Origin of the sequence: Bifidobacterium boum (assembly GCF_000741535.1) — a bacterium.
In the GTDB taxonomy this organism is placed as follows: Bacteria; Actinomycetota; Actinomycetes; order Actinomycetales; family Bifidobacteriaceae; genus Bifidobacterium; species Bifidobacterium boum.
Genome location: NZ_JGYQ01000007.1, coordinates 413,714 through 439,882, shown reverse-complemented (window position 1 = coordinate 439,882; position 26,169 = coordinate 413,714). Strand labels below are relative to the sequence as shown.

General features: G+C 60.5%; 21 protein-coding genes. All 21 read left to right on the top strand.

The features are described from left to right. Positions 1 to 4: 4 nt before the first annotated feature. Positions 5 to 1,051: a type IV pilus assembly protein PilM gene (pilM, locus tag BBOU_RS03240; protein ID WP_026502747.1), complete on the top strand. Its 1,047-nt coding sequence runs from the start codon at positions 5 to 7 to the stop codon at positions 1,049 to 1,051. Further along, the gene (locus BBOU_RS03235) at positions 1,048 to 2,037 is read left to right on the top strand and encodes a hypothetical protein (protein ID WP_051616683.1); all 990 of its coding nucleotides are present in this window, start codon (positions 1,048 to 1,050) and stop codon (positions 2,035 to 2,037) included. The genes pilM and BBOU_RS03235 overlap by 4 nt, the downstream gene beginning before the upstream one ends. 15 nt (positions 2,038 to 2,052) lie before the next feature. Then, positions 2,053 to 2,703: a type 4a pilus biogenesis protein PilO gene (locus BBOU_RS03230; protein WP_238551981.1), complete on the top strand. Its 651-nt coding sequence runs from the start codon at positions 2,053 to 2,055 to the stop codon at positions 2,701 to 2,703. A gap of 396 nt (positions 2,704 to 3,099) precedes the next feature. Further along, the gene (locus BBOU_RS03225; RefSeq protein WP_026502746.1) at positions 3,100 to 4,620 is read left to right on the top strand and encodes a glycine--tRNA ligase; all 1,521 of its coding nucleotides are present in this window, start codon (positions 3,100 to 3,102) and stop codon (positions 4,618 to 4,620) included. A 157-nt stretch (positions 4,621 to 4,777) separates the two neighbouring features. Continuing rightward, a complete protein-coding gene (dusB, locus tag BBOU_RS03220) occupies positions 4,778 to 6,013 on the top strand; it encodes a tRNA dihydrouridine synthase DusB (protein ID WP_081815487.1) in 1,236 nt (411 codons plus the stop codon). Between the two features lie 118 nt (positions 6,014 to 6,131). Beyond that, positions 6,132 to 7,454, top strand: a complete 1,323-nt coding sequence (gene ftsZ, locus BBOU_RS03215; RefSeq protein WP_033489888.1) for a cell division protein FtsZ — start codon at positions 6,132 to 6,134, stop codon at positions 7,452 to 7,454. 35 nt (positions 7,455 to 7,489) lie between these two features. Continuing rightward, the gene (locus BBOU_RS03210; protein WP_026502743.1) at positions 7,490 to 7,972 is read left to right on the top strand and encodes a cell division protein SepF; all 483 of its coding nucleotides are present in this window, start codon (positions 7,490 to 7,492) and stop codon (positions 7,970 to 7,972) included. 123 nt (positions 7,973 to 8,095) lie between these two features. Next, the gene (locus tag BBOU_RS03205; RefSeq protein ID WP_026502742.1) at positions 8,096 to 8,386 is read left to right on the top strand and encodes a YggT family protein; all 291 of its coding nucleotides are present in this window, start codon (positions 8,096 to 8,098) and stop codon (positions 8,384 to 8,386) included. A gap of 559 nt (positions 8,387 to 8,945) precedes the next feature. Then, positions 8,946 to 10,346: a DivIVA domain-containing protein gene (locus BBOU_RS03200; RefSeq protein WP_026502741.1), complete on the top strand. Its 1,401-nt coding sequence runs from the start codon at positions 8,946 to 8,948 to the stop codon at positions 10,344 to 10,346. A 41-nt stretch (positions 10,347 to 10,387) separates the two neighbouring features. Next, complete coding sequence (locus BBOU_RS03195; RefSeq protein WP_051616682.1) at positions 10,388 to 10,966, top strand: signal peptidase II; 579 nt, start codon at positions 10,388 to 10,390, stop codon at positions 10,964 to 10,966. Further along, complete coding sequence (locus tag BBOU_RS03190) at positions 10,963 to 11,904, top strand: RluA family pseudouridine synthase (protein WP_026502740.1); 942 nt, start codon at positions 10,963 to 10,965, stop codon at positions 11,902 to 11,904. Before BBOU_RS03195 ends, BBOU_RS03190 begins: the two co-directional genes overlap by 4 nt. A 10-nt stretch (positions 11,905 to 11,914) precedes the next feature. Continuing rightward, positions 11,915 to 15,487, top strand: a complete 3,573-nt coding sequence (dnaE, locus tag BBOU_RS03185) for a DNA polymerase III subunit alpha (RefSeq protein ID WP_026502739.1) — start codon at positions 11,915 to 11,917, stop codon at positions 15,485 to 15,487. Between the two features lie 391 nt (positions 15,488 to 15,878). Then, the gene (gene hisD, locus BBOU_RS03180) at positions 15,879 to 17,276 is read left to right on the top strand and encodes a histidinol dehydrogenase (protein ID WP_026502738.1); all 1,398 of its coding nucleotides are present in this window, start codon (positions 15,879 to 15,881) and stop codon (positions 17,274 to 17,276) included. After that, entirely contained in the window at positions 17,273 to 18,439 is a 1,167-nt protein-coding gene (locus tag BBOU_RS03175) for a histidinol-phosphate transaminase (protein WP_026502737.1), read from the top strand. The genes hisD and BBOU_RS03175 overlap by 4 nt, the downstream gene beginning before the upstream one ends. Positions 18,440 to 18,538: 99 nt before the next feature. Beyond that, positions 18,539 to 19,138, top strand: a complete 600-nt coding sequence (gene hisB, locus BBOU_RS03170; protein ID WP_026502736.1) for an imidazoleglycerol-phosphate dehydratase HisB — start codon at positions 18,539 to 18,541, stop codon at positions 19,136 to 19,138. After that, positions 19,138 to 19,992 (top strand): hypothetical protein, encoded by an 855-nt coding sequence (locus tag BBOU_RS03165; RefSeq protein ID WP_238551979.1) that lies wholly within the window; start codon positions 19,138 to 19,140, stop codon positions 19,990 to 19,992. The genes hisB and BBOU_RS03165 overlap by 1 nt, the downstream gene beginning before the upstream one ends. A gap of 108 nt (positions 19,993 to 20,100) precedes the next feature. Continuing rightward, positions 20,101 to 20,748 carry an imidazole glycerol phosphate synthase subunit HisH gene (gene hisH / locus BBOU_RS03160; protein ID WP_026502734.1) on the top strand — a complete coding sequence of 216 codons (648 nt, stop codon included), beginning with the start codon at positions 20,101 to 20,103 and terminating at the stop codon, positions 20,746 to 20,748. A gap of 143 nt (positions 20,749 to 20,891) precedes the next feature. Then, positions 20,892 to 21,617 (top strand): bifunctional 1-(5-phosphoribosyl)-5-((5-phosphoribosylamino)methylideneamino)imidazole-4-carboxamide isomerase/phosphoribosylanthranilate isomerase PriA, encoded by a 726-nt coding sequence (priA, locus tag BBOU_RS03155; protein WP_026502733.1) that lies wholly within the window; start codon positions 20,892 to 20,894, stop codon positions 21,615 to 21,617. Between the two features lie 203 nt (positions 21,618 to 21,820). Further along, a complete protein-coding gene (glnA, locus tag BBOU_RS03150) occupies positions 21,821 to 23,158 on the top strand; it encodes a type I glutamate--ammonia ligase (RefSeq protein ID WP_026502732.1) in 1,338 nt (445 codons plus the stop codon). A gap of 291 nt (positions 23,159 to 23,449) precedes the next feature. Beyond that, entirely contained in the window at positions 23,450 to 24,685 is a 1,236-nt protein-coding gene (locus BBOU_RS03145) for an MFS transporter (protein ID WP_051616681.1), read from the top strand. A gap of 582 nt (positions 24,686 to 25,267) precedes the next feature. After that, positions 25,268 to 26,041 (top strand): LasA N-terminal domain-containing protein, encoded by a 774-nt coding sequence (locus BBOU_RS03140; protein ID WP_051616702.1) that lies wholly within the window; start codon positions 25,268 to 25,270, stop codon positions 26,039 to 26,041. Positions 26,042 to 26,169 lie beyond the last annotated feature (128 nt).

The window sequence follows — 26,169 nt, the reverse complement described above, 5'->3', positions numbered from 1 at the left end:
GACTATGAAGTCCATAGGGGCACTGACCATATCGAATGACTCCATATGTGCGGCAACCATAGCGGAGCCATTCACCAGCAAACCGGTCATCAAAAAATACAAGATGCTACCGCTGCCGCACGGGGCAGTCGTCGACGGCGAGGCAACCAACCGCAACGCCGTCACCGGACTCATCAAAAACATGGTCAAATACGGCGACTTGCCCAAAGAAGACGTCTACATGGTGTATTCCAGCCGACGCATGATTTTCCGCGAAGCAAGCTTCCCGGAAATGCCGCTGCCGGAGCTGCGCGAAACCCTGCCGTTCCAGGCAAAAGACAAGATCGCGTTGCCCGTCAACGAATCCCTGCTCGACTTCGTACCCATCCGGCGTGAAGAAACCCAAGGCGGAGCGTTCCTCCACGGGCTCATCGTCGCCACCCTCAGCAACGGCGTCGAACACACCGCGCAAGCCGTCGAAGAAGCAGGCGTCACCATCGAATCCATCGACGCAAGCGCATTTTCACTCGCCCGCCTGTTCAGCGGGCAAGCCGTCGACCATGCGGTCGCAGTCGTCAACATCGGCGGCAACAGCACTGACGTCGTCATCATCGACCACACGCGACTCGCCTACATGCGCGTCGTACCGTCAGGCGGAGACGACGTCACCGACGCCATCTCCAACTCCATCGGCGTCACCTACGAGCAAGCGCTCGAAATCAAACGCCACATCGGCCTGCAGAACGTGGTCGGCGACGCTCGACTCGAAAAAGCCGAGGAAGCCATCCGCGAAACCATCGCCCAGCTCGTCGTCGGCATCAGGAACACCCTCAACTCCTACGACCAGCAGCACGCACAATCCCCAGTCACCGAAGTCCTCCTCACCGGCCCCGGCTCCGTACTCGTCGGCCTACCGCCGGTACTGGCCAGCTCGATCGGCAAAGTCGTCAAAATCGCCGACCCGTTCGCACCATTCGAACTGTCCCAAGAAGCCAAGGACCAGAACATGACCGTGCACGCGGCCGACTATGCCGTCGTGCTGGGACTCGCGCTCGGAAGGAGACCGCGATGAGCCTGCTGAACAATAAAAAAGGCAACCATCAGCCAGACAACACCACCCCGAAAGAAGCCGACACCGCGAAGCGCGCCTCACGCAAAGCCCAACGGGCAAGCGCACCCAAAGGCCGTAACAATCGCGGCGCAAGCAAAGAGCACGGCAAAAAGTCCGGGCTCAACATGGACCTTTCACAACTCGGCAAAACCCGCCGCGCCGGCAAGCCCACGCCGGAAGACCAGTGGACCTACCGTGCCGACCTCATGCCCAAATCGATCATCGCGCTCAACCGTGACCGCGACATCCAACGGATCATGAGCTTCGTACTCGCCGGCGTTGTTGTCGTCGCCATCATCGTCACCATCGGCATGCAAGTCGCCGTCGGACGTGCACGTAGCGCCACCGTCGACGCCCAGCAGGAACAAATGTCCCTGCAACGCAAAAAAGCCGAATACAAAGACGTGGAAGACGTCCTCAACTCGCTCGCCGGTACCCGCCAATCCGTGCTCGCCACCCTGTACGCGGAAGTCGACTGGGCAGACGTGGCCAACAACCTCAACAGCGCATTGCCGCCCAACTGCTCCTACCAGAGCGTTTCGCTGAGCGAATACAACGCCACTACGGGCGCAGGCGGATCCGGAAGCGAACAAAGCGTGTGGGGCAACAACGGTGCCATCCAAGTGCAGTTCACCGTCAAATCCGGCGACTTCATCTCCGCACAAACCTTCATCTCCAGCTTCATGCAGCTGCCCGGATACGTGACCGGCGACATCAGCTCTGTCTCCGGAGACGCCGACAGCGGGTACACGTACACCGGCACCCTGTCGTTCAAGCTTGAACCGTACACCACCGACCGTTCCGACGGCTCCGCAGGCGCAGACAAGGCCGACCGTGAGCTGCTCAAGCAGCTGCGTGAACAGCTTGAAGACCTCGCCGGTGGCAACCAGACCGAAAGCTCCAGCTCCAGCAGCTCGAGCAGTTCGAACTCCAGCTCCAGCGAGTGAGAAGGGACATGAACGATGAAGATCAACAAGCATAAGATCATCTGGATGGTACTCGCCGCGGCTATCGTCGTCGTGCTGCTGATTATGTGGCTCATCGGCGTTTCGCCGAGACGCCAACAGATCGCCGAAGCCAACGCGCAAACCGCGCAAATCGAACAGCAGAACAAGAAGCTCAGCGACGAAATCAGAGATCTCAGCGTCGCAAGCATCAACATTCAGCTGCAGAAAAGCCGACTCGCGCAAATCCAGCGGCAGATTCCGGCAACCTACAACCAGTCCGAGTTCATCGCCTCGCTCAACCAGGCGGCCGCCGACTCCGGCGTGACCATTTCCAGCGTGAGCTTCTCCTCGGCCGTTGACGCGCAGCTGCCCACCGAGGCATCCAACAACATCAGCACTGGTCGACTCGTGCAAGTGCCGGTCACCATTGCCGCTTCCGGCAACTACGATGCGCTGCGAAACTTCGTCAACGGTATCCAGCACATCGAACGCATCGACCTCGCCACCGACGTGAGCTACAGCATCGGTGACGACCCCAACCAGTCGACAGTCTCCATCAACAGCTACATCTGGGCGCTCCTGTCAAGCGAAGTCTCGCACTCTGCGAACGCTTCAGTCAGCTCAGACTCGTCGGCCTCCTCTTCGTCATCCTCCTCAGGTAACTGAGTTGCGTTGACGGCCATCCGGCCGGCCAGTCGCGGACCTCTTCGACAGGCCGGCCGCCACTCCACGCTTCCGGGCGCGTGCCACCTCCCTTCTTATCCCCCTATGGACAGGCGGCACGCGTCCGGATCTTTTATGCCCGGGGCATCTGAGGGTGGGCGGCCGTGTCGGGATGACTGTCCGCGCCACCAGCCGTCACCCTGTGAGGATTCGCTCACACGTTGGCGGTCGGTTGGTGTGGATTCGGCCTGGAGGCTGGTCTGGTGGTCATCGTGTGAGGATTGGCTCACAAATCGCCCCGCCCGATCACACAGCGCCCCCGTCGCAAGCTGTCATCGTATGCCGGTAAACTAAGCATGCCTAATACGTCAACAAAACCGTCAAACCAGAAGGTGCATTGTGGCTAGTTCTAAACTCGATGAAGTCGTCTCCCTCGCCAAGCGTCGCGGGTTCGTATTCCCCGCCGGCGAAATCTACGGTGGCACCCGTTCCGCGTGGGATTACGGCCCGCTTGGTGTCGCGCTGAAAGACAACATCAAGCGCGAGTGGTGGCGTTCCATGGTCGTCACGCGCGGCGATGTGGTCGGCGTCGACACCTCCATCATCCTGCCGCCGGAAGTGTGGGTCGCATCCGGTCACGTGTCCGTGTTCAACGATCCGCTCATCGAATGCCTCAACTGCCACAAGCGTCAGCGCGCCGACAAGCTTCAGGAATCCTACGCCGAAAAGCACGGCGACAAGATGCCGGAGAACGGTCTCGCCGACATCGTGTGCCCGGATTGCGGTGTGCGCGGTCAGTGGACCGAACCGCGTGACTTCAACATGATGCTGCGCACCCACCTCGGCCCGGTCGAGGACGAGAACTCCCTGCACTATCTGCGTCCGGAAACCGCGCAGGGTATTTTCGTGGACTTCAAGAACGTGATGATGGCGAGCCGTTCCAAGCCGCCGTTCGGTATTGCGAATATGGGCAAGTCCTTCCGTAATGAGATCACGCCCGGCAACTTCATCTTCCGTACGCGTGAGTTCGAGCAGATGGAAATGGAGTTCTTCGTCGAACCTGGCACTGACGAGGACTGGCATCAGTACTGGATCGACACTCGTACCCGCTGGTACCTTGACTTGGGTATCAAGCCGGAGAACCTGCGTCATTACGAGCATCCGAAGGAGAAGCTCGCACACTATTCGAAGCGCACGGTCGATATCGAATACAAGTTCGGCTTCCAAGGCTCCGATTGGGGTGAGCTGGAAGGCATCGCCAACCGCACCGACTTCGACCTGTCCGCGCATGCGAAGCATTCCGGCGAAGACTTGAGCTACTTCAACCAAGCTACCGGCGAAAAATACGTGCCGTACGTGATTGAACCGGCCGCCGGCCTGACCCGCTCCCTGATGGCTTTCCTCGTGGACGCCTACGACGTGGACGAGGCCCCGAACACCAAGGGTGGCGTGGACAAGCGCACGGTGCTGCGCCTCGACCCGCGTCTGGCCCCGGTCAAGGCCGCGGTCCTGCCGTTGAGCAAGAAGCCGCAGCTGCAAACCATCGCCCACAATCTTGCCGCCGATCTGCGTCAGCACGAGTGGATGATTGATTACGATGAGGCGGGCGCTATCGGCCGTCGCTACCGTCGTGAAGACGAAATCGGCACCCCGCTGTGCATCACCGTTGATTTCGACACCATCGACGATAACGCGGTCACCATCCGCGAGCGTGACACCATGGCACAGGAGCGTGTCAGCCTTGACAAGGTCGCCGATTATGTGGCGGACCGTGTCAGCGAGAAGCGCGTACGCTACCCTGAAGGCCCGGCCAGCGTGACTGGCGTGAAGGCGGCAGACGGTGGCGTGGACGTTTCGAAGGAAAGCGGGATTGACGAAACCCAGCCGGTGAAGATCGCCGAAGCCGGCGGCCTGTACTGACCGTCCCGATAGGCTACCGCGGTCTGGTTGCCCGGAAATCCAGCGCAACCAGACCGCGGGACGTTACACCGTGGGGTGTTACTGGGAAACGCGTATTCACGCCTCTGCCGCAGTAGCGGGCGAGGCATCGAACAAAACACACAAGGACAACGAGGGTATGAGCAAACACGACGAGGACATCATCGACGAGCGCGGCGATTCTCGACTCGGCGAGGACCCTCGTTCCACAGCCGTCGCCGGTCCGGTACGCATCAATCCGGTAAACCTGGGCCGCATCCACGTGCCAACCCCGGTCATGCTTTCCCCGATGGCGGGGGTCACCAACTGGCCGTTCCGCGTCATCTGTGAAAGCTACGGGCCGGACGGCTTGTACGTCGCTGAAATGATCACCGCCCGTGCACTGGTCGCCCGCAATCCCAAAGCGTTGCGACTGTGCCGTTTTGCTCCCAGCGAGAAGATTCGTTCCTTACAACTGTATGGGGTTGACCCGTCCATCGTGGAGCAGGCCGCCCGCATTGTCGTAGACAACCATATGGCCGACCATGTCGACCTCAACTTCGGGTGTCCGGTGCCGAAAGTCACGCGTCGCGGCGGCGGCTCGGCACTCCCATGGAAAACCGACCTGTTCACTGAAGTCATCCACCGTGTCGTATCCATGTGCGAGCCGGCAGGCATTCCGGTGACCGCGAAAATCCGTGTCGGCATCGACCATGAGCACGAGACGTTCCTCGATGCGGGGCATATCGCGCAGGAGGAGGGGTGCGCTGCCGTGACGCTACACGCGCGCACTACCGCCGAATATTATGGCGGCCACTCCGATTGGAGCCGTATCGGCGAACTTGTGGAACATCTGGATATCCCGGTATTCGGCAACGGTGATATTTGGGGTGCTGATGATGCTCTCGCCATGGTCCGGCAGACCGGTTGTGCGGGCGTGGCCATCGGTCGTGGATGCCAAGGCCGCCCGTGGCTGTTCGCTGACATCAAACACGCGTTCGAAGGAAGCGACGAGCGCACGAACCCGAACCTGGGCCAAGTATGCCAAGTGATTGTGCATCATGCTGACCTGCTTACCGAGTTCTATGACGGTGACGAGCGGATGGCCGTGCATGATTTGCGCAAACATATCGCGTGGTATCTCAAAGGCTTCCCGGTTGGCGGTTCGACGCGCAAAGCATTCATGGAATGTGAAAATATTGCGGATGTCAAGCGGGTTATGGACGGACTCGATCCGCAAGCCCCATACCCGTCGCGAGTCATCGACAAGCCTCGCGGACGGGTACGTTACGCGAAAAAAGTACATGTTCCGTATGGTTGGCTGGAATCGAGAACCACCACCCACGAGCAGCGTGAAACGCTTTTCGGTGATGACCCGATGGACGTAAGCTATTGACGGGATGATTGGCGGCGTGTTTGCGACACGTGAACAAATCGCGGTACATACCGAGAAATAACGTATGTTCTACTGGTTTTGCGCTACAGTTGAGCATAACCGTAAGTGACAGGAGACAATGGTGAGCGAGATTGCCCAAACAGACAATTTCAACGATAAGACCAACATCAAGGTTGTGGGGGTTGGCGGAGCCGGTGGCAATGCTGTCAACCGAATGATTGCTGAAGGTCTGCAAAACGTTGAATTCGTGGCCATCAACACTGATGCGAAAGATCTGATGCGTTCAGATGCCGACATCAAGATTGCACTCACCGATGCTACAAGCCGTGGGCTTGGCGCAGGCGCAGATCCGGAGAAGGGCGCCAAAGCCGCACAGGACCACCAGTCCGATATCGAGGAAGCCTTGAAGGGTTCGGACATGGTTTTCGTGACCTGCGGAGAGGGTGGCGGCACCGGTACGGGTGCCAGCCCGATTGTCGCGCGTGCCGCAAAGCAGCAGGGCGCGCTGACCATCGCCGTCGTCACCAAACCGTTCAGCTTTGAAGGCCCGCGGCGCGAAGCTTCCGCGGAACTTGGCATCGAGAACCTGCGCAAAGAAGTCGATGCGATCATCGTCATTCCGAACGACCGTCTGCTTGAGCTTTCAGATAAGTCCATCGGCATCGTTGATGCGTTCAGAACCGCAGATACCGCATTACTCGCCGGTGTGCAGGGCATCACCGACCTGATGACGAACAATCCTTACATCCATGTGGACTTCTCCGATGTCACCACCATTTTGCGTGGCGCAGGAACCGCGCTGTTCGGCATCGGTTCCGCACGTGGAGAGGATCGCGCCACCCAAGCGGCGGAAATCGCCATCAGCTCGCCGTTGCTCGAGGAAAGCATCGAAGGCGCGCAAGGCGCATTGGTCAATATCGCCGGTCCGACCGACTTCGGTCTGCTCGAAGCGAAGAACGCCGTCGCACTGGTCCAGAAGGCCATCCACCCGGAAGCCCAGATTATTTGGGGTCTTTCCCTTGACGACGCCTATGGCGACGAAGTGAAGGTCACCGTCATCGCCGCAGGCTTCGACAAGACCGTCAAGGAGGCTGAAGCCGCGGCCGCTTCCGCAGCAGCCGCTGACCTTTCCACCGCTTCCGCAGCAGACACCTCCAATGCCGCAGCGGTTTCCGCTCAACCGGTGTCAACCGCGTCTACGAACCCGACACCGAGCGGCAACCTGATCGACGCCGGTGCGCAGAATCCTGCCGCCGCCCAACCGCAGCGTCCGGCAGCGCCGTACATTCCCCAGCAGGCTCCACAGCAGACGCCGAATCCGCAAACCTATGGTTACGCCAACAGCGGCTACAATAACGATGGAGATGCGACCACCGAACACCAGGTCATTGCGCCGAACGATCCGGCAGGCGATCTTGACATCCCTGATTTCCTTCGGTGAGCAGCATACGGCACGAGTAAGCAAAAGGAGCTGAGATGGCTGGGTTCATGAAGAACGCGATGTCCTATCTGGGCATGTCCGACGTGGTCGACGACGATGATGATCTGCTTGAGCAGACGGATGACGACAAGGAATCCAAGTTCGACTCGGATCACACGGTCGCACCCATGTCGTCGTCGCAACCCACAAGCCAAGCGGCATCCGCCGCGAGCAGGGGAGCGAACCCGTTCCCGAACCGTGTCAATCGCATCACGACGATTCACCCGAAAACCTACGATGACGCGCAAATGGTGGGTCGCGCGATTCGCGACGGCGTTCCCGTGGTGCTGAACCTCACCGGTGTACCGGAAGCCATCGCGTATCGCATCGTCGATTTCTCCGCCGGTGTGGTGTTCGGCGTGCGCGGTTCCATCGAACGTGTGACGCCACGCGTATTCCTGCTCAGCCCAGCGCAAATCAACATCAAGGTTGAGGAACCGGAATCGAAGGCGGCGGGACGCGACCTGTTCAACGACTGACCGACTGATAGGCCTGTCCGCTGGCGCACCTGTCTCCTGATGCCGGCAGCGTACGGGATATCACGTTGCGGAGGGCTTCGGTGAGCGCGAAATCACCGAAGCCCTCCTGCTATGCTTACCCCTATGATTTCCTCTGCGGTTGCCATCGTTTTCCGAATTATCGATTGGGCTATTGGTGCGTATATCACTGTTCTGTTCATTCGCATGATTCTTGACTGGGCGTTCATGCTCGCCCCGCGCTGGCGGCCGAGCGGTGTAGTCGCCGACATCATCAACGTCATCTATGATCTGACCGAGCCGCCGCTCAGATGGCTGCGCCGGTATATCCCGCCGCTGCAAATGGGGCCGATCGCTTTCGACCTGAGTTTCATGGTGCTGTACTTCGTGCTGGTCATCCTCCAAGTGCTGATCTGACCCTACCGATTCCGTCTTGGTGTGTTCCGGTGCGTAACCTGCCCGCCCGAGCGTCACAGGCAGGGTGTCGGTGAGTCTCGGGGAGGGGGGACTATTCTATGGGCTCCGGATTCCCGCCGGATGCGGGAGAAAAACGCCGAATCCGCCGACACGATGGTGATCTCCCGGGACAACTGCACAATCCAACGGTGTTTCGCAAGAACTCCCAATCACATCGTTGAAATCATGCGGATCGCATAATCCTGCCGCTGGGAGTTTTCCCGCGGATCGGCATAATCGCGATAATCTCCCACGTAAACCGGGATGATATGCGTTGGCGTCCTGCCTGCACGTAACGTTCCGATCGCCTCGGGAAGCATACGCCGGCATCTGTGCAATCGGATATCATCCAGCCGCAAGCAGATGTCGCAAGCAGCTGCCGCAAGTCGCCTGTCGCCATAACATCAAACGTGACACGTAAAAAAGACTCCGAAAACGGTCAGAAATGCATGGAGGTCGTGCTAGCATCGGTATAGATACCGTCACAGCGAGGGCATTACTCAAAGCGAGGTGGAGATTTATGGCTCTTTTGACGCCTAAAGATATTAGGGAGCATACCTTCCAAACGGTACGCTTCAAGGAAGGCTATGACGTTGACGAGGTCGATGACTTCCTTGACCAGGTAACCGAGACCGTGGAGGCTCTCGGCAAGCAGGCGATGCAGAATGGCCCCGCCACGCAGCCGCTTGGGCAAGATGTGGCGAATCTCAACGCCAAGATTTCTGAGCTGAACAACCAGATTGAAGCGCTCAAGAAGGAAAACGCTGGACTCAAAGCTTCCGCTGCTGCGGCTCCCGCAACTCCTGCCGGCAATGCTGCCGATGCTGAGAAGGCCGCGAAGGCCACAGCCGATCTGAGCAAGGCCGAAGAGAACAATCGTGCGCTCGCATCGCAGAATGATCAGTTCAAGCGCCAGAACGAGCAGCTCATCGCTCAAAGCAACCAGCTGCGTTCGCAGAATGAGCAGGCGAAGGCCCAGACTGAGCAGCTTAAGGCTCAAAACACTCAGCTCAAGACCCAGCTTGAACGTCTCAGCGCTCAGGTTGACCAGCTGACCGCGCAGGCCGCTAAGGAATCCGGTAACAAGGATGTCGCCGCTCAGTTGGCCGCCGTCACGCGTGAACGCGACGAGTTCCGCGCAGACACCGAAAACCTCAGCCGTGAGCTGGCCACCGCCCGTCAGCAGCTGGCAGTCCAGCAGCAGGCCGGTAATCAGGTCAAGGACCTGCAGCGTCAGCTCGAAGAGTCCCGCGAACGCGAGAACAAGCTGCGCACGCAGATTGAGAAGGTCGAGCCGAGCACTGAAACCGGCAGCCTGCAGAAGATCGCCGGCGCTGCGCAGGGTGCGTCCAGCGAGCCTGAACGCGCCACCGCAATGCTCACCCTCGCCATGCAGCTGCATGACCAGTACGTTGACAAGGGCAAGGCGAAGGCCAAGGAAATCACCGAAGCCAGCCAAGCCAAGTATGAGGAGCTCGTCACTAAGGCGAACGACTACTCCAGCCGCACCCGCACCGAGGCTGACGATTACAGCAAGGGTGCCCGTGCTGACGCCGACGAGTACAACAAGCGTGTGCATGCCGAAGCTGACGGCTACTCCGTCAAGACCCGTCAGGATGCTGACCTGTACGCCAAGAACAAGCGTGAAGAGGCGGACAACTACGAGGCTGAAGTCCAGCGTCGTGCCGCCGATTACGACAACAAGACCCGTACTGGTGCCGACAATTACGCCAAGCAGGTTCGCGGCGAGCTCGAGAACCAGGTGAAGGTCATCGAAGGCAACATCCAAGGTCTCAAGCAGTTCGAAACTGAATACCGTACGCGGCTCACCGATTTCCTCGGCCAGCTGATGAACCAGGTGTCCGATTCGAACGCGTACAGCAAGGTGGACCAGTCCCAGTCCGGCCCGCGCAAGCACTGAGCGCAGCTGACACTGGTACAGGTTCGTCAGGTTTGGGTTCTATGAACAACCTAGCAACAAGACGGCCACGTCGTTTGTACGTGGCCGTCTTTGCCGTAGCGGCAATCATCGTGCTCATCCTTGATCAGGGGAGCAAGGCGTGGGCGAAACAGGCATTGGCAGACGGGCGCACCGTTGAGGTGATTCCGCGTTTGCTGAACTTTGTTCTCGTGCATAATCCGGGAGCGTCATTGGGCTTCGCATCGGGGCACACCTGGATTATCGCGCTGGCCGCGATTGTGGTGTGCATACTGCTGGCTGTCGCATCAGCTGTAACTGATTCGGTGGAATGGGCGGTGATGTTGGGCATCACATTCGGTGGTGCGGCAGGCAACGTGATTGACCGTATCGCTTACGCGGATGGTTTCCTGAACGGCAAGGTCGTGGATTTCATCGATTACGGCTGGTCGGTCGGTAATGTCGCGGATATTTTCTTGTGCGTCGCCGGCGTCTACGCGGTTGTGCTCGTGCTGCGGGGTGTTCCGTTCCGACACGCCTCGGATATCGCGGATGAGAACGCCGATCAGAACGCTCAGGACCATGATCGCGGGGTGAACAGCCGGGGGAGTGAGGACCGATGAGCCGCATCGCCCCCGCCCCAGACGCGCTGATCGGCAAACGATTCGATGTCGCCGTCTCCAAAATGCTCGGTATTTCCCGCGCGAAAGCCGCCGAACTGGTTGAAACCAACCAGGTGCGCGGCTTCAACCGTGACATGGCGAAATCAAGCATCCTGATGGACGGCGATATCGTCGAATTCGATATCGCCGAGGAGCGCGTGGAACCGGAACCGGTAGCCGAAGACATGGCCGTCGTCTATGAGGATGACGACGTCGTTGTCGTTGACAAGCCCGTCGGTGTCGCCGCCCACGCGTCCGCCGGGTGGACCGGCCCGACCGTGCTCGGCAGCCTCCTGCAACGCGGCGTACACATCACATCCATGGGTGCGGCCGGACGGCAGGGTATCGTCAGTCGGCTTGATGTCGGCACCAGCGGGCTTATGCTCGTATGCAAATCCGACCTCGCGTATAAGGAGATGCGCCGGCAATTCGCCGGACATGAGGTCGTGAAAACCTATCACGCGCTTGTCCAAGGCAATTTGAAAGAAGACAAAGCGACGATTGAAGCGCCGATTGGGCGGGCGAAAGTCTCCGACTTCCGGTTCACCGTGACCCCCACCGGCAAGGAAGCCATCACCCATTGGGATGTGCTCGAACGTTTCGGCGAAGCGACGTTGGTGAAGATCAATCTTGAAACCGGCCGTACTCATCAGATTCGCGTCCACTTCTCGTCCATCGGCCACCCCCTGGTGGGCGACCCGATGTACGGCGCCAATCCGGTGATGGCGAAAGAGCTGGGGCTTGAACGCCAGTGGCTGCACGCCATGCAGCTGGAATTCCGCCATCCGCGCACCCGCGTGTGGACAACCGTCAAGTCGCATTATCCCGCGGATCTGCAACACGCGTTGGATTCGCTGGAAGCCAAGCACGCCACGCCGCCGGTCAACTCGCTTGGTTAGCATGGACGGCATGACTGATTCCGGAAACTTCGTTCAACTGCACAACCACACGCATTATTCACTGCTTGATGGTGCTTCGAAAATCCCGGATCTGGTCAAGCGTGTCAAAGAGCTTGGCATGCCGGCTGTCGGCATCACCGACCACGGCAATATGCATGGCGCCTATGAGCTGTGGCGCAACGCGGTCGATCAGGGCATCAAGCCGATCATAGGCATCGAAGCGTATGTGACACCGGAAACCGCGCGTCAGGACAAAACCCGCGTCTCCTGGGACACCAGCTGGGTGCCGCAACCGCATCACGAACGCAATCCTGACGACGTTTCCGGCGGCGGTCTGATCACCCACTTGACCCTGTGGGCGGAGAACGACGAGGGGCTCGTCAACCTCATAAAAGCCTCGTCCGTCGCCAATCTTGAGGGTCGCGTCATGCGCTACCCGCGTATGGACAAGGAAGTGCTCCAGCGTTACCACAAGGGCGTCATCTGCTCGTCAGGCTGCCCTTCGGGCATCATCCAGACGCGTCTGCGGCTCGGGCAATTCGACGAAGCCCTGCGTGCCGCCGGTGAGATGCAGGATATTTTCGGCAAAGACAGCTTCTATATTGAGCTCATGGATCACGGCTTGGAAATCGAGAAGCGCGTCACCAAAGACCTGCTCACCATCGCCAAGAAGCTGAACGCCCCGCTGCTCGCCACCAACGACTCCCATTACGTGCATGAAGCGGACCGCGACGCACAGGACGCGATGCTGTGCATCAACTCCGGCTCCAGGCTCGACGACCCGGATCGGTTCAAATTCGACGGTTCCGGCTATTACATTAAATCCGCGCAGGAAATGCGCGACCTGTTCAAAGAACTGCCCGAAGCGTGCGACAATACGCTCGCCATCGCCGACCGGTGCAACGTGATCTTCGACGATCACGAAGACGGCGCGTTCATGCCGCGTTTCGACTGCCCCGAAGGCTGGGATGAGACCTCGCTGTTCCTCAAGCATGTGGATGAAGGCCTCAAACGCCGCTACGACGGCAATCCGCCGATCGAAGTGCTCAAACAGGCCGACTACGAGTGCGGCGTCATCTGCCAGATGCAGTTCTGCGGCTACTTCCTTGTCGTCGCTGACTACATCAACTGGGCGAAATCGCATGGCGTAATGGTCGGGCCCGGCCGCGGCTCGGCAGCAGGCTCCATGGTCGCCTACGCCATGGGCATCACCGAACTCGACCCGCTCAAACACGGTCTGATCTTCGAACGCTTCCTCAACCCAGAACGCGTCTCCCTGCCGGATATCGACGTCGACTTCGACCCCGACGGCCGTATGAAAGTCCTCGACTACGTGGCCAACAAGTACGGGCATGACAAAGTCGCCCAATGCGTGATCTACGGCACCATCAAAACCAAGCAGGCGTTGAAGGACTCCGCCCGTATCATGGGCTACGAGTTCTCCGTGGGTGAGCGCATCACCAAAGCCCTGCCGCCCAGCAAGAACGGCAAGGATGCGAGCCTGCATGATATTTTCGACCCCACGTCGAAGCGGTATGCAGAGGCCCGCGAGTTCCGCGAACTGTATGACGCCGACCCGGACGCCAAGCGCATCACCGAGGAAGCCAAAGGTATTGAAGGGCTGATCCGCCAGACCGGTGTGCACGCGTGCGCGACGATCATGGGTTCCGAACCGATCACTGACACGTCGCCGCTGCTGGAACGCACTGACGGCACCATCACCACCACGTTCGAATACCATACGTGCGAAACGCTCGGCTTGGTGAAAATGGATTTCCTTGGCTTGTCCAACTTGACAGTAATCCGGGACACGCTGACCAATATCCGCAATAACGGCAAGGCGCCAATCGACTATACGAAAATCCCGCTTGACGACAAGCCGACGTACGAGCTGCTCGCCCGTGGCGACACGCTGGGCGTGTTCCAGCTCGATTCCGACGGTATGCGCGCGCTGCTGAAAACCTTGAAGCCGGATAACTTCAACGATATTTCCGCACTGATTGCGTTGTACCGGCCTGGCCCGATGGATATGGATTCGCATAACAACTATGCGAAACGTAAGAACGGGTTGCAGAAGATCACGCCGATTCATCCGGAGGTGGCTGAACCACTGAAGGAGGTGCTGGACGAGACTTACGGTCTGATTGTCTACCAGGAGCAGGTGCAGTCGGCGGCACGAATCCTCGCCGGGTATTCGCTGGGCAAGGCGGACGTGCTGCGTCGAGCGATGGGTAAGAAGAAGCCCGAAGTGCTGGCCAAGGAGAAAGTCCCGTTCTTCCAAGGCATGAAGGAGCACGGCTATTCGATGGAGGCCGCGCAGGCGGTGTGGGATATCCTGGTCCCGTTCTCCGGGTATGCGTTCAACAAGGCGCATTCCGCCGCCTACGGGTTGATTTCGTACTGGACGGCGTATCTGAAGACGCATTACCCGGTCGAATTCATGGCCGCCCTGTTGCAAAACGAGCGCACGAACAAGGACAAGACCGCACTGTACTTGGGCGAGGCCCGACGCATGGGCATCAAGGTACTGCCGCCGGATGTCAACGAGTCGCGGCTCGAGTATTCGGCAGTCGGCGATGTCGTACGTTTCGGCTTGGGCGCTATCCGCAACGTGGGTGATAAGGCGGTTGCGGATATCATCGCGGAGCGTGAGACGGGGCGCGGCAAATTCGTGAATTTCATGGATTTCGTCCGTCGCGTGCCGGTGACCGCGTTGAACCGTCGTCTGGTGGAATCCTTGATTAAGGCGGGCGCGTTCGATTCAATCGACCCGAACCGTCGGGCGCTTTACGAGATTCATGAGACGGCGATCGAATCGGTAATCGGGCTTAAACGCAAGCAGGCGGAAGGCCAGTTTGATCTGTTTGCCGATGATGACGATGGGGGCGCCGACACGATGGGCGACGCTCTGGTCGTGGTGCCGGACATCGAGGAGTGGGATAAGAAAACCAAGCTGAATTTCGAACGTGAAATGCTCGGCTTGTACGTGTCCGACCACCCGTTGAGCGGGATGACCGCGATTTTGGCGAACCTGCGGGAAATGTCCATCGCCCATCTGATCGATCGGGCGAAAACCATGGGCGACGGCCAGCAGGTCACTATCGCCGGCTTGGTCACGAACGTGGATCGACGCGTGTCCAAGAAAGGCAATCCGTGGGCCATCGTGACGGTGGAGGATATGGAAAGCTCCATCCAGTGCATGTTCTTCGGCAAGGTGTATGAAGCCGCCGCCGCGCAACTGGCCATCGACGAGGTTGTGCAGGTGCGCGGCCAAGTGGAGGTTCGTGATGAGACGGTGAGTTTGCGCGCCACTGAAATGCAAGTGCCGTCGTTGGACGCCGAGGACGCTCGACCGGTGGTAATCACCCTGCCGCAGGTGGCGCTTGACCGTGAGCATGTGATGCAGCTCGGCCACGTGCTCATGAACCATCCGGGGTATTGCCCGGTGAAGCTGGCGATTATAGGGGAGAAGGGCGATGCGCAAGTACTGACCTTCGGTGACCGGTTCCGGGTCAAGCGTGACACGTCGCTGTTCGCGGAGATCAAGATTCTCTTCGGGCCAAGCTGCTTGCCCGCCGCCTGAGATGTGGGGTATCTGCCTGCCGTGTGACGCAACGGTTGCATGGCGGGCGGATGCCTCGGTTTGGGCGGGCTGCGGGGGGAGATATCGGCTTGCGGTGTGACACCATCGTCGCACGGCGGCCGGGTAGCGTCACCCTCCGCCGGAATCGTCGGGGTATCTGGCTGCGGTGTGACGGAATCGTCGCACGGCGGGACGATGGCACGGCAGTTGACAGAGACGTATCAGGTATCCGGCCGCGGTGTAACCGGCTGGTCGCACCACAGTCGGGTAGCATCCGGCCGGAACGGGCTGTGGCGACCACGCGTAAGCCCGGCCGGTTGCATCTCAGCATGTGACAGCGAATCGGCGTTTCCGCTGGTAAGGTTTTCGCCCGTTGCTACCATGTGGGATTATGAGTGACAATACGATGCGAATCATTGACCTGCGCGGAAAGCGCCTCACCCGTGCCGAGATGCTGGCAGCGATGCCACGTGCCGAGATGGGCACGAAGGAAGCCACCGATTTGGTGCGTCCGATCCTCGACGATGTCCGTGACCGCGGTGCTGCGGCCCTGCGTGACTTCGAGGAGAAATTCGACCACGTGCGTCCTGAACACCTGCGCGTACCCGCTGAAGCGATGAAGCAGGCACTTGACGAGCTTGATCCCGAAGTGCGCGCCGCCATCGAAGAGTCCGTCCACCGCAGCCGCGCCGTGTCCGCATCCCAAGTGCCGCAAGACTTCCACACTGATTTGGCGCCCGGCGCCCGTGTCGCGGAGCGTTGGATCCCCATCCAGCGTGTCGGCCTGTACGTGCCCGGTGGCAAGGCCGTGTACCCAAGCTCGGTCATCATGAACGTGGTGCCCGCCCAGACGGCCGGCGTCGAATCGCTCGCCATCGCCACCCCGCCGAGCAAGGCGACCGCCGACGGTCTGCCCGACAAGACAATCCTCGCCACCTGCGCCATCCTCGGCGTTGACGAGGTGTACGCGGTCGGTGGCGCCCAAGCCATCGCCATGTTCGCCTATGGCGCCAAAGGCTCCGAACCGCAGGACGGCGAGATCCTGTGCGAACCGGTCGACAAGATCACCGGCCCGGGTAACATCTTCGTCGCCACCGCCAAGAGCATGGTGTCCGGCATCGTCGGCATCGACGCGGTCGCCGGCCCCACGGAAATCGCCATCATCGCCGATAAGGACGCGAACCCCAGCTGGGTTGCCGCCGATCTGATCGGCCAGGCCGAGCACGACGAGCTCGCCGGCTCCGTCCTGATCACCGATTGCGAGGACCTCGCCCAGCAGGTGCAAGCCAGCCTCGACCAGCGCGTGCCCCGCACCGAGCACGCCGAGCGTGTCGCCACTTCGCTGACCGGCCGCCAGTCCGGCATCATCCTGACCGACAATCTCGACCAGTCCATCGACGTCGCCAACGCGTATGCGGCGGAACACTTGGAAATCCAGACCGCCGACCCGGACGCCGTGGTGCCGCGCATCAAGAACGCTGGCGCGATCTTCCGCGGCCCGTACTCGCCGGTCCCGCTGGGCGACTACATGTCCGGCTCGAACCACGTGCTGCCGACCTCCGGCACCGCGCGTTTCGCCTCCGGCCTTGGCGTACACACCTTCATGAAGCCGGTCGAAGTCATCGAATACGACGAGGAAGGCCTCAAAGCACTCGCCGCCCGCATCAACACCTTCGCCGTCTCCGAGGACCTGCCCGCCCACGGTGAGAGCGTGCTGAGCCGTTTCATCGCCGACCCGTACGACAAGGCGACCATCAAGCAGCAGGAAGAGCAGGCGGGCCTGCGATGAGCGAAAACACCATCCCCGCAAGCCTGCCGCTGCGTAACGACCTGATCGGCGAGGAACCGTATGGCGCCCCGCAGCTTGACGTGCCGGTATGCCTCAACGTCAACGAGAACCCGTACCCGCCGAACCCGGACGTCATCGACACCATCGTCGAGCGCGTCCGCGAAATCGCGCCCACGCTCAACCGCTACCCGGATCGCGAGCATATCAAACTGCGCCAGGCGTTCAGCGACTACCTCGCCAAGGAGTCCGGCGCCCGGCTTGACATCAGCCAGCTGTGGGGCGCGAACGGGTCGAACGAGATCATGCTCCAGCTGTTCCAAGCGTTCGGCGGACCGGGGCGTACCGCGTTGAGCTGCGACCCCACGTATTCGATGTACCCCGAGTACGCGCGCGACACGTTCACCGGATGGAAAGTCGTCCACCGCAACGCCGATTTCACGCTTGATGTGGATCGCACCATCGAAGCGATCAACGAGATCAAGCCGTCCATGGTGCTGCTGACCAGCCCGAACAACCCGACCGGCACGCCGCTGCCGCTCGAAGACACCGAACGCCTGCTCGCCGCCTGCGAACAGGCGGACGTCGCCGGCGCGGCGCCAGGAGTCCACCCGATTCTCGTCATCGACGAGGCTTACGTGGAGTTCCGCAACCCGGGCACGCCGAGTGCGGTCAGTCTCATCAACAAGCATGAGAACCTCGCGGTCAGCCGTACCATGAGTAAAGCGTTCGCCTATGCGGGCGCGCGCGTCGGCTACCTCGCCGCCTCGAAAGGCATCATCGACAGCGTGCGTATCGTGCGCATGCCGTACCACCTGTCCGCCGTGACCCAGGCCGTCGCCCTCGCCGCGTTCGAACACACCGACGAACAGCTCAGCCGCGTCGCCCACCTGCGTGAAGTACGCAACCAGACCGCGGCATGGTTGAAAAGCCAGACCTACAAGGGCATCCCGCTTGAAGTCGCGGATTCCGAATCGAACTTCCTGCTGTTCGGCGGGCATTTCGACAACCGTGAACGCATCTTCCAGGAGCTGCTTGACCGCGGCGTCCTCATCCGCGTGGTTGGCCCCGACGGCTGGTTGCGCGTATGCATGGGCACCGACGACGAGATGGCACGCTTCCGCGAAGCGCTCACACAAGTGCTACGCATCGTGGAAGCCGAATAACCCGCTCGACGCAACCCGTCCACGCGGATCACGACACGAGCATTGACCCGAACCGTACCGACCCGGCCTGCCAGTGCAGGCCGGAGCTGAGGAGGAAAGATGGCACGTACAGCCCACATCGTGCGCAAGACCAGCGAGTCGACCATCGACCTGTCACTGGACCTTGACGGCACGGGCAAAACCCAGATCGACACGTCAGTGCCCTTCTACAACCACATGATGACCGCACTCGGCAAGCATTCGCTCATCGACTTGAACATCAAGGCGAGCGGCGACACCGACATCGACGTGCATCACACCGTCGAAGACACCGCCATCGTATTCGGCGAAGCCCTGCGCCAAGCCCTCGGCGACAAACGCGGCATCCGTCGTTTCGCCGACGCGACCGTCCCGCTGGATGAGGCGCTCGCCAAAGCGGTTATCGACATTTCCGGACGCCCATACGTCGTATGCTCCGGCGAACCGGAAGGCTTCGAATATTGCATGATCGGCGGGCATTTCACCGGTTCGCTCGTCCGGCACGTCATGGAATCCATCGCCTTGCACGCCGGCATCTGCCTGCATCTGCAGTTACTTGCCGGCCGTGACCCGCATCATATCGCGGAAGCCGAATTCAAGGCAGTCGCCCGCGCACTGCGGTTCGCCATCGAGCCTGATCCGCGGGTTGACGGCATTCCCAGCACCAAGGGAGCCTTGTGATGGCTGACGACACCAACAAACCGGACGGTCCGGACGGTTCGCCGTCTTCCGATAACTCCGGTTTTGACGGTACTTCGGGCGCTTCCGACAACCTCAACGGTGACGACCTGCATTTCAACGATGCCGAACTTGAAGCGGCTATGGCTGATTTCGAGCGGGAATTCAATCAAGACACGGCCGGCGATAATGCCGGCAGCGGCAGTCCTGACAGCGGCAACAGCGATGACACCACGGATTCACCGATTGCGGACCATACATCCGAGTCCGACGTGCCCGACGCTTCCGATATCGAAGACCTCGACAGCATCGAAGACCTCGACAATGCCTCGAACGGTGCGCAAACACGAGAATCCGCCATCGAAACCAGCTTCGATGACGAACTGCAAGGCCTGCTCGGCAACAAAGCGAAAGCCGCGGTCATCATCACGCGACTGACCTCCGCCGAACTGCTCGCCGCCTTCTGCCAGCTCAGCGACATCAGCGCCATCTGCCTGGATGACCCGCAAGGCGCGGTCGCCGTGCTGCGCAACCTCAATGGTGACGGGCCGGAAGCCGCAGCCAAAGACCTGACCACCGTCGTATCCGGCATGCCTGCCGTCCTGGTCGTCAACCGTGCGGACAAGCTCGAAGCGACCATGTACCTGCTCGGCGAAACCAGAGACAACTTCGCTCCGCCGCTCCTGTTCTCCGCCGCAGCGCCATTCGTCGAGGACCTCATGCTGGGCATCACCCCGCTTGACGACATCCTCGCCGACAACACCAGTTACGATGCCGCGGCACTCACCCGCGAACAAGCACTGGCAATACTGGCACGGCACACCAAATTCGGACGCGGCAACTCGTCCATCGCCTGACCGCCACAGCACAACGAAACAATCGCAGAGTAGCGTGAAAACGCTGCACACGTCGGCACAACCGCACACGCACGCCGCACAACGCGCGCGACAGAAGAAAGGACAACGATGACATCGGTAGTGGTCTTCGACTACGGTTTCGGCAACGTACGCTCCATGGTGCGTGCGCTCGCCAATCTCGGTTTGGACGTGACACTCACGTCAGACCACCGTCAGGCCATCGAGGCTGACGGTCTGGTCGTCCCCGGCGTCGGCGCGTTCGGCGCATGCGTGACCAGCCTGCGTGAAGTCGGCGGCGACCGCGTAGTACTTGATCGCTTACGCGCGGGACGCCCCGTACTGGGCGTGTGCGTCGGCGAACAAATCATGTTCGACCACGGCAATGAGCACGGCGAACCCGCTGACGGTCTGGGACTGATCCGCGGCGACGTGAACCTGCTGGACGCGGACGTGGTCCCGCACATGGGTTGGGACACCGTCGAAGCCCCCGACGATTCCGTACTGCTGCACGGCCTGGGAGACGAGCGTTTCTACTTCGTACACTCCTACGCGGCCATGGACGCCCAACCGGCGGACCTGTCCGCGGAACAGATCGACTTCGGTGGAGCCGAACAGCGCGTGACATGGTGCACGTACGGCCGCAGCCGGTTCGTCGCCGCCTATGAGCGCGGCCCCCTGTTCGCCACCCAGTTCCATCCGGAGAAATCCGCGGAAGCGGGCGCCCAGCTGTTGCGCAACTGGGTCGCAACATTCTGAACGCCAGCACCCCTGCCATTGCCAGGGGCGACACCGCACCGGCAATGACAGGCACGCCAGTGAAGGCACAGCCTAACCAGTATCAAAACCATCGCCGGAAAACCGGCATTATCAGCGGGCTGACCCGCAGAAACGAGAACACCATGGCACTCACCCTGCTTCCGGCAGTAGATGTCCGAGACGGCAAAGCGGTCCGCCTGCGTCAAGGCGAATCCGGCTCCGAAACCGACTACGGCAGCCCGCTCGAAGCCGCCCGCACATGGGTGGAATCAGGCGCGCAATGGATCCACCTGGTCGACCTTGACGCCGCGTTCGGCACCGGCAACAACCGCGATCAGCTGGGTGCCATCGTCAAGGAGCTGGGCGACAAGGTCAACATCGAACTCAGCGGCGGCGTGCGTGACGACGACAGCCTCGACGCCGCCCTGCAAGCCGGCGCCGCACGCGTGAACATCGGTACCGCCGCACTCGAGAATCCCGAATGGACCGCCTCGGTCATCAAGAAGTACGGTGATCGTGTCGCCGTCGGCTTGGACGTGCGAGGACACACGCTCGCCGCCCGAGGCTGGGTCAAGGAAGGCGGCGACCTGTTCGAAACCATGACGTTCCTCGACTCCGTAGGCTGCTCACGATACGTGGTCACCGACGTCGCCCGCGACGGCATGATGAGCGGCCCGAATCTGACGCTCCTGCGCGAAGTCGCCGAACGTACCGACGCCCACGTCACCGCTTCCGGCGGTATCAGCAGCCTCGACGACCTGCGCGCCATCAAAGAACTCGCCCCGCTCGGCGTCGACGCGGCGATTCTCGGCAAATCCCTGTACGCACGCGCTTTCACCCTGGAAGAAGCGCTCAACGTCGCACAGTAACCCCGTGCCCTGCGGCCGCACCCGCAAGCCGGCGACAACCACGATACGTGTGATACCGGCAACGTATCACACAATCGCATCCCATCGCCGGCCTGCGAAATCCGCAGTATAATCAGCAATCGACAACGCAAACCGATGCTCGCGCACAGCAATGACGCAACCGCGTAGCATGTCCGTAATAATTCGATGGGACGATGAGACCTATGGATAAACAGCAAGAGTTCGCCCTGCGCACGGTGGAAGAACGAGACGTGCGCTTCATCCGACTATGGTTCACGGATGTGCTGGGAACACTGAAATCAGTGGCCATCGCCCCCGCCGAACTCGAAGCGGCGTTCGAGGAAGGGCTTGGCTTCGACGGATCGTCGATCGAAGGCATGACCCGCGTTTCCGAAGATGACATGATCGTCAAACCCGATCCGTCCACCTTCCAAATCCTGCCATGGCGTGGAGGCCCGCAAGGCACCGCGCGCATGTTCTGCGACATTCTCACCCCCGACGGGGAGCCGTCCCTCGGCGATCCACGCCACGTGCTCAAGCAGGCGCTCGCCAAGGCGAAAGAAAAAGGCTTCACCTTCTACGTCCACCCGGAAATCGAATTCTACCTGTTCGAAAACCAAGAGGACTGGTCCCAAGCCCCCAAGCCGATCGATGAGGGCGGCTACTTCGACCATGTGCCGCGCAGCCCTGGGATGGACTTCCGCCGTGCGACCGTCAACATGCTCGAACAGATGGGTATTTCCGTCGAATACTCGCATCATGAGGCCGGACCCGGCCAGAACGAGATCGACCTGCGGTACGCTGACGCGCTGACCACCGCGGATAACATCATGACCTTCCGCACCGTGGTCAAGGAGATTTCCCTCGAACGTGGTATTCATGCGACCTTCATGCCCAAGCCGCTCGCCGACCAGCCGGGCTCCGGTATGCACACGCATCTGAGCCTGTTCGAAGGTGATTCCAACGCCTTCTACGAGGCGGGCCAGGAGTTCAACATGTCGCTTATCGCCCGCCAGTTCGCCGCCGGCATCCTGTACCATGCGGCGGAGATCTGCGCGGTCACCGACCAGTACGTCAACTCGTACAAGCGTCTGTGGGGCGGCGCGGAAGCGCCGAGCTACATCTGCTGGGGCCACAACAACCGGTCCGCGCTGCTGCGCATCCCGCAATACAAGCCAGGCAAGGGCAATTCCGCTCGCATGGAGTTCCGTGCGCTCGACCCGGCCGTCAACCCGTACCTTGCGTTCTCCGTGCTGCTGGCCGCCGGCCTCGACGGTATCGAACAGCAGATGACCTTGGGTGAGCCGACCAGCGACGACGTGTGGGAGCTGACCGACGCCGAACGCAAGGCGATGGGCATCCAGCCGTTGCCGGAATCGCTTGACGAAGCACTCAAGATCATGGAGAAGTCCGATTTCGTGGCCGGTGTCTTGGGCGAGCACGCCTTCGAATACTTCCTGCGCAACAAGCACCAGGAGTGGGAGGAATACCGCCGTCAAGTGACGCCGTACGAACTCGGCAAGTACTTGCAGCGCCTGTAATCCTTCAGGTTGTTGGGTGTAACCGTGCCCCGTTGCGACTGGATCGCAGCGGGGCACGGTCGTTTCGTGCGCTTGGTGGTGTTGGAGCCGTTGGGGTGCTTCGTGCCGATGACGCTACGGGAGGTTCCGGTGGTTGTCGTCATCCGATGACATCGGCAGGATGGGGCACAACCGATACGGAGCGAAGCAGCTGGATTGTCAAACGATTGACACGCTGAACAAGGATTCAGGCACGCCCGGTGGTTCACTAGGGTGGGCGGCGAACAGCCGCACGGAAGGAGACCCGGGGACATGACCGGCAATATCGATACACGCGAACAGCATCCAAAGAACACGCCCGCCCGAACCAGGTTCTTCACCCCGGCGGTTATCACGCTGATCGCGACTAGTTTCATGCTGGGAATCAGCGAATTCATCATGGTCGGTATTCTCCCGCGAATCGCCCACGGTTTGCATGTCAGCGAAGTCACCGTCGGCAATCTCGTCTCACTGTTCGCTGTGGCATACGCTCCGGCCACCCCGATCGGCTCGGCTCTATCCGCACGGTTCCCGCGTTTCGCCACGCATATGATTCTGATCGCAGTGTTCCTTACCGGCAATATCCTGTGCCTGATCGCACCGAACTATCCGATTCTGCTGATCGCCCGCATCATGATCGCCTTGGTCTCGGGCACCACGGTCGCCGTGTCCATGACCTATGCGCCGGACGTCGCCAGCGCCTCCAACCGCACGCGGTTCATTGCGTGGGTATTCTCCGGATTCTCCATCGCCTCGGTCGTCGGCGTACCCATCGGCACGTGGATTGCGGAAACCTTCGGATGGCGTGCCGCATTCGCCCTGATCGTCGCCCTGACCATCATACTGATGCTCGCCATGCTTGCGGTACTGCCACGCAACAGCCACCCCATGGCCATCGGGTTCCTCCCGCAATTCCGCCTGTTCGCCGACCGTCGCATCCGGCTGGGTGTGTTCGCGGTGCTGTTCGGGGCGGCTGCAAGCTATGTGTTCTACACGTACCTTACGCCGATTCTACGCGATGAAATCGGTGTGCCGCAACGATTCGTCAGCATAGGGCTCATGATGTTCGGTGCAGCATGCCTGTGCAGCAACCTGTACAGTGGGCGGCTCGCCAACCGGGGAACAGGCGTGGCGCCGCTCGCACGAATCCGCCCAATCTACCTGATACACGCGCTGCTGCTGTGCCTGCTCGCGTTCGCCGGACTCCTGCCGTTCGCCGGAGCGCTGCTGCTGATTATGCTCGGACTGTTCATGTATCTGCAAAACTCCTCCTCCCAAGTGCTGTACATGGATGTCGCAGCCCAAGCGCACCCAGGGTCCATGAATCTCGCGGCATCACTCAACTCCATGTCCTTCAACATCGGCATCGCGCTCGGATCGGCGGTCGGCGGCATCGTCAACGATCATCTGGGACTGACCTGGCTGGGACCATTCGGCGCGGTGTTCGCGCTGCTCGCCGCGCTGACCGTCAGCGGCCTGCACCCAACCGAAGCGGAACTCGGCAAATGAGTTCCGGACGCCCGGTAACCCTACAATGGCAGTGGTATGGAACAACAGCATGATGATGAGCACGACACAACGGGTACCGGACACAACAACCAGCTGGGACAGCAGAATCAAGGCGCGAAAGAACCGACCATGAGCAAGAAGACAAGCACGGCAAACGGTGCGGACAAGCACAAACCATCATCCGCGTCTTCGTCATCGTCGCAACCGGCAGAAGCGGTGCCATCGCCATCGGCGAAAAACGCAGGCAACCCTGCCGGCCAAGCACGACATACTACAGGCAAATCAGGTGGTGCGGCCAAATCCGGTCATGCTAGTGCATCGGGCAGCGCCGCAAAACCGGGCAATACTGCGAAGAATAGTAATGCTGTGGGCCGGGGAGCATCACGCAAAGCCGCTGGCAGCTCATCAGCAACATCGGCAAGAACACGCACCCCGGCACGAAAACCAGTCGCCCGGCGCAACACGACATGGAAACAGTGGATCCGCAACCGGCAATCGCAATACCGCACAGCCTGGAAGCATGCGAGCCTCGGCAAACGTTGTCTTATCACGGCGGAAACCATCGTGGCGATAATTTGCGCCATGGCACTCATCATGGGACTCGTACGCGTCATCCAATGGCGGGCGGAAATCGCCGTCGCCGAATACCGGCAGAACCAAACCGCACAACGATACGGATTCAACCCAGGCAACATCATCTCCGACGGGCAATTCTTCAACGGCAACGCCATGAGCCAGGCGGAAATCCAAGCGTTCCTCGACAAGCAAGGAGCCTCCTGCACCGGGAGTCAATGCCTGCGCGTCATGACCTTCGACAGCGAAAACGAACCCGCCGGCAGCGAATGCGAAGCCTATCAAGGCACGAAAGGCGAAACCGCGGCAGCCATCATCAGCAAATCCGCCAAAGCCTGCGGCATCAGTCCCAAAGTGCTGCTCACCGTACTGCAAAAGGAACAGCATCTGGTCACCGCAACCAGCACCACCGCCTTCCAATTCAAAGCCGCCATGGGATTGAGCTGCCCCGACGACAACAGCTGCGACCCGCAGTACGCCGGATTCTTCCGGCAAGTGTACGGCGCCGCGAAACGGTACAAGTACTATCTGCAGCATGAGGACACCTACGGGTATCACGCCGGAAGGATGAACTACATCCAGTACAACCCGAATGCGAGCTGCGGCGGCAGCCGGGTGTACATCGAAAACAAGGCGACTGCGCTACTGTACATTTACACGCCCTACCAGCCGAACACGGCGGCGCTCGCCGCAGGGGCGGGGGAGGGCGACTCCTGCTCGGCGTACGGCAATCGCAACTTTTCCATCATTTACACCGGCTGGTTCGGCAATCCACGTTCGTAGCGCTGTATGCGGCGCTGCTGGGCGGCAGGCTGTTCTGGAGGCTCGTTGTGTGAGAATTGGTTCACACAACCACGGTCGCGGTGCTCCTGTGGCGCCGGTTCGGCCTGTCTGAGACCGTCACTTTGTGA

Coding starts and splice junctions, on each gene's coding strand:
- pilM (WP_026502747.1), top strand. CDS start 5: ATGAAGTCCATAGGGGCACTGACCATATCGAATGACTCCATATGTGCG.
- BBOU_RS03235 (WP_051616683.1), top strand. CDS start 1,048: ATGAGCCTGCTGAACAATAAAAAAGGCAACCATCAGCCAGACAACACC.
- BBOU_RS03230 (WP_238551981.1), top strand. CDS start 2,053: ATGAAGATCAACAAGCATAAGATCATCTGGATGGTACTCGCCGCGGCT.
- dusB (WP_081815487.1), top strand. CDS start 4,778: ATGAGCAAACACGACGAGGACATCATCGACGAGCGCGGCGATTCTCGA.
- ftsZ (WP_033489888.1), top strand. CDS start 6,132: ATGGTGAGCGAGATTGCCCAAACAGACAATTTCAACGATAAGACCAAC.
- BBOU_RS03210 (WP_026502743.1), top strand. CDS start 7,490: ATGGCTGGGTTCATGAAGAACGCGATGTCCTATCTGGGCATGTCCGAC.
- BBOU_RS03205 (WP_026502742.1), top strand. CDS start 8,096: ATGATTTCCTCTGCGGTTGCCATCGTTTTCCGAATTATCGATTGGGCT.
- BBOU_RS03200 (WP_026502741.1), top strand. CDS start 8,946: ATGGCTCTTTTGACGCCTAAAGATATTAGGGAGCATACCTTCCAAACG.
- BBOU_RS03195 (WP_051616682.1), top strand. CDS start 10,388: ATGAACAACCTAGCAACAAGACGGCCACGTCGTTTGTACGTGGCCGTC.
- BBOU_RS03190 (WP_026502740.1), top strand. CDS start 10,963: ATGAGCCGCATCGCCCCCGCCCCAGACGCGCTGATCGGCAAACGATTC.
- dnaE (WP_026502739.1), top strand. CDS start 11,915: ATGACTGATTCCGGAAACTTCGTTCAACTGCACAACCACACGCATTAT.
- hisD (WP_026502738.1), top strand. CDS start 15,879: ATGAGTGACAATACGATGCGAATCATTGACCTGCGCGGAAAGCGCCTC.
- BBOU_RS03175 (WP_026502737.1), top strand. CDS start 17,273: ATGAGCGAAAACACCATCCCCGCAAGCCTGCCGCTGCGTAACGACCTG.
- hisB (WP_026502736.1), top strand. CDS start 18,539: ATGGCACGTACAGCCCACATCGTGCGCAAGACCAGCGAGTCGACCATC.
- BBOU_RS03165 (WP_238551979.1), top strand. CDS start 19,138: ATGGCTGACGACACCAACAAACCGGACGGTCCGGACGGTTCGCCGTCT.
- hisH (WP_026502734.1), top strand. CDS start 20,101: ATGACATCGGTAGTGGTCTTCGACTACGGTTTCGGCAACGTACGCTCC.
- priA (WP_026502733.1), top strand. CDS start 20,892: ATGGCACTCACCCTGCTTCCGGCAGTAGATGTCCGAGACGGCAAAGCG.
- glnA (WP_026502732.1), top strand. CDS start 21,821: ATGGATAAACAGCAAGAGTTCGCCCTGCGCACGGTGGAAGAACGAGAC.
- BBOU_RS03145 (WP_051616681.1), top strand. CDS start 23,450: ATGACCGGCAATATCGATACACGCGAACAGCATCCAAAGAACACGCCC.
- BBOU_RS03140 (WP_051616702.1), top strand. CDS start 25,268: ATGGCACTCATCATGGGACTCGTACGCGTCATCCAATGGCGGGCGGAA.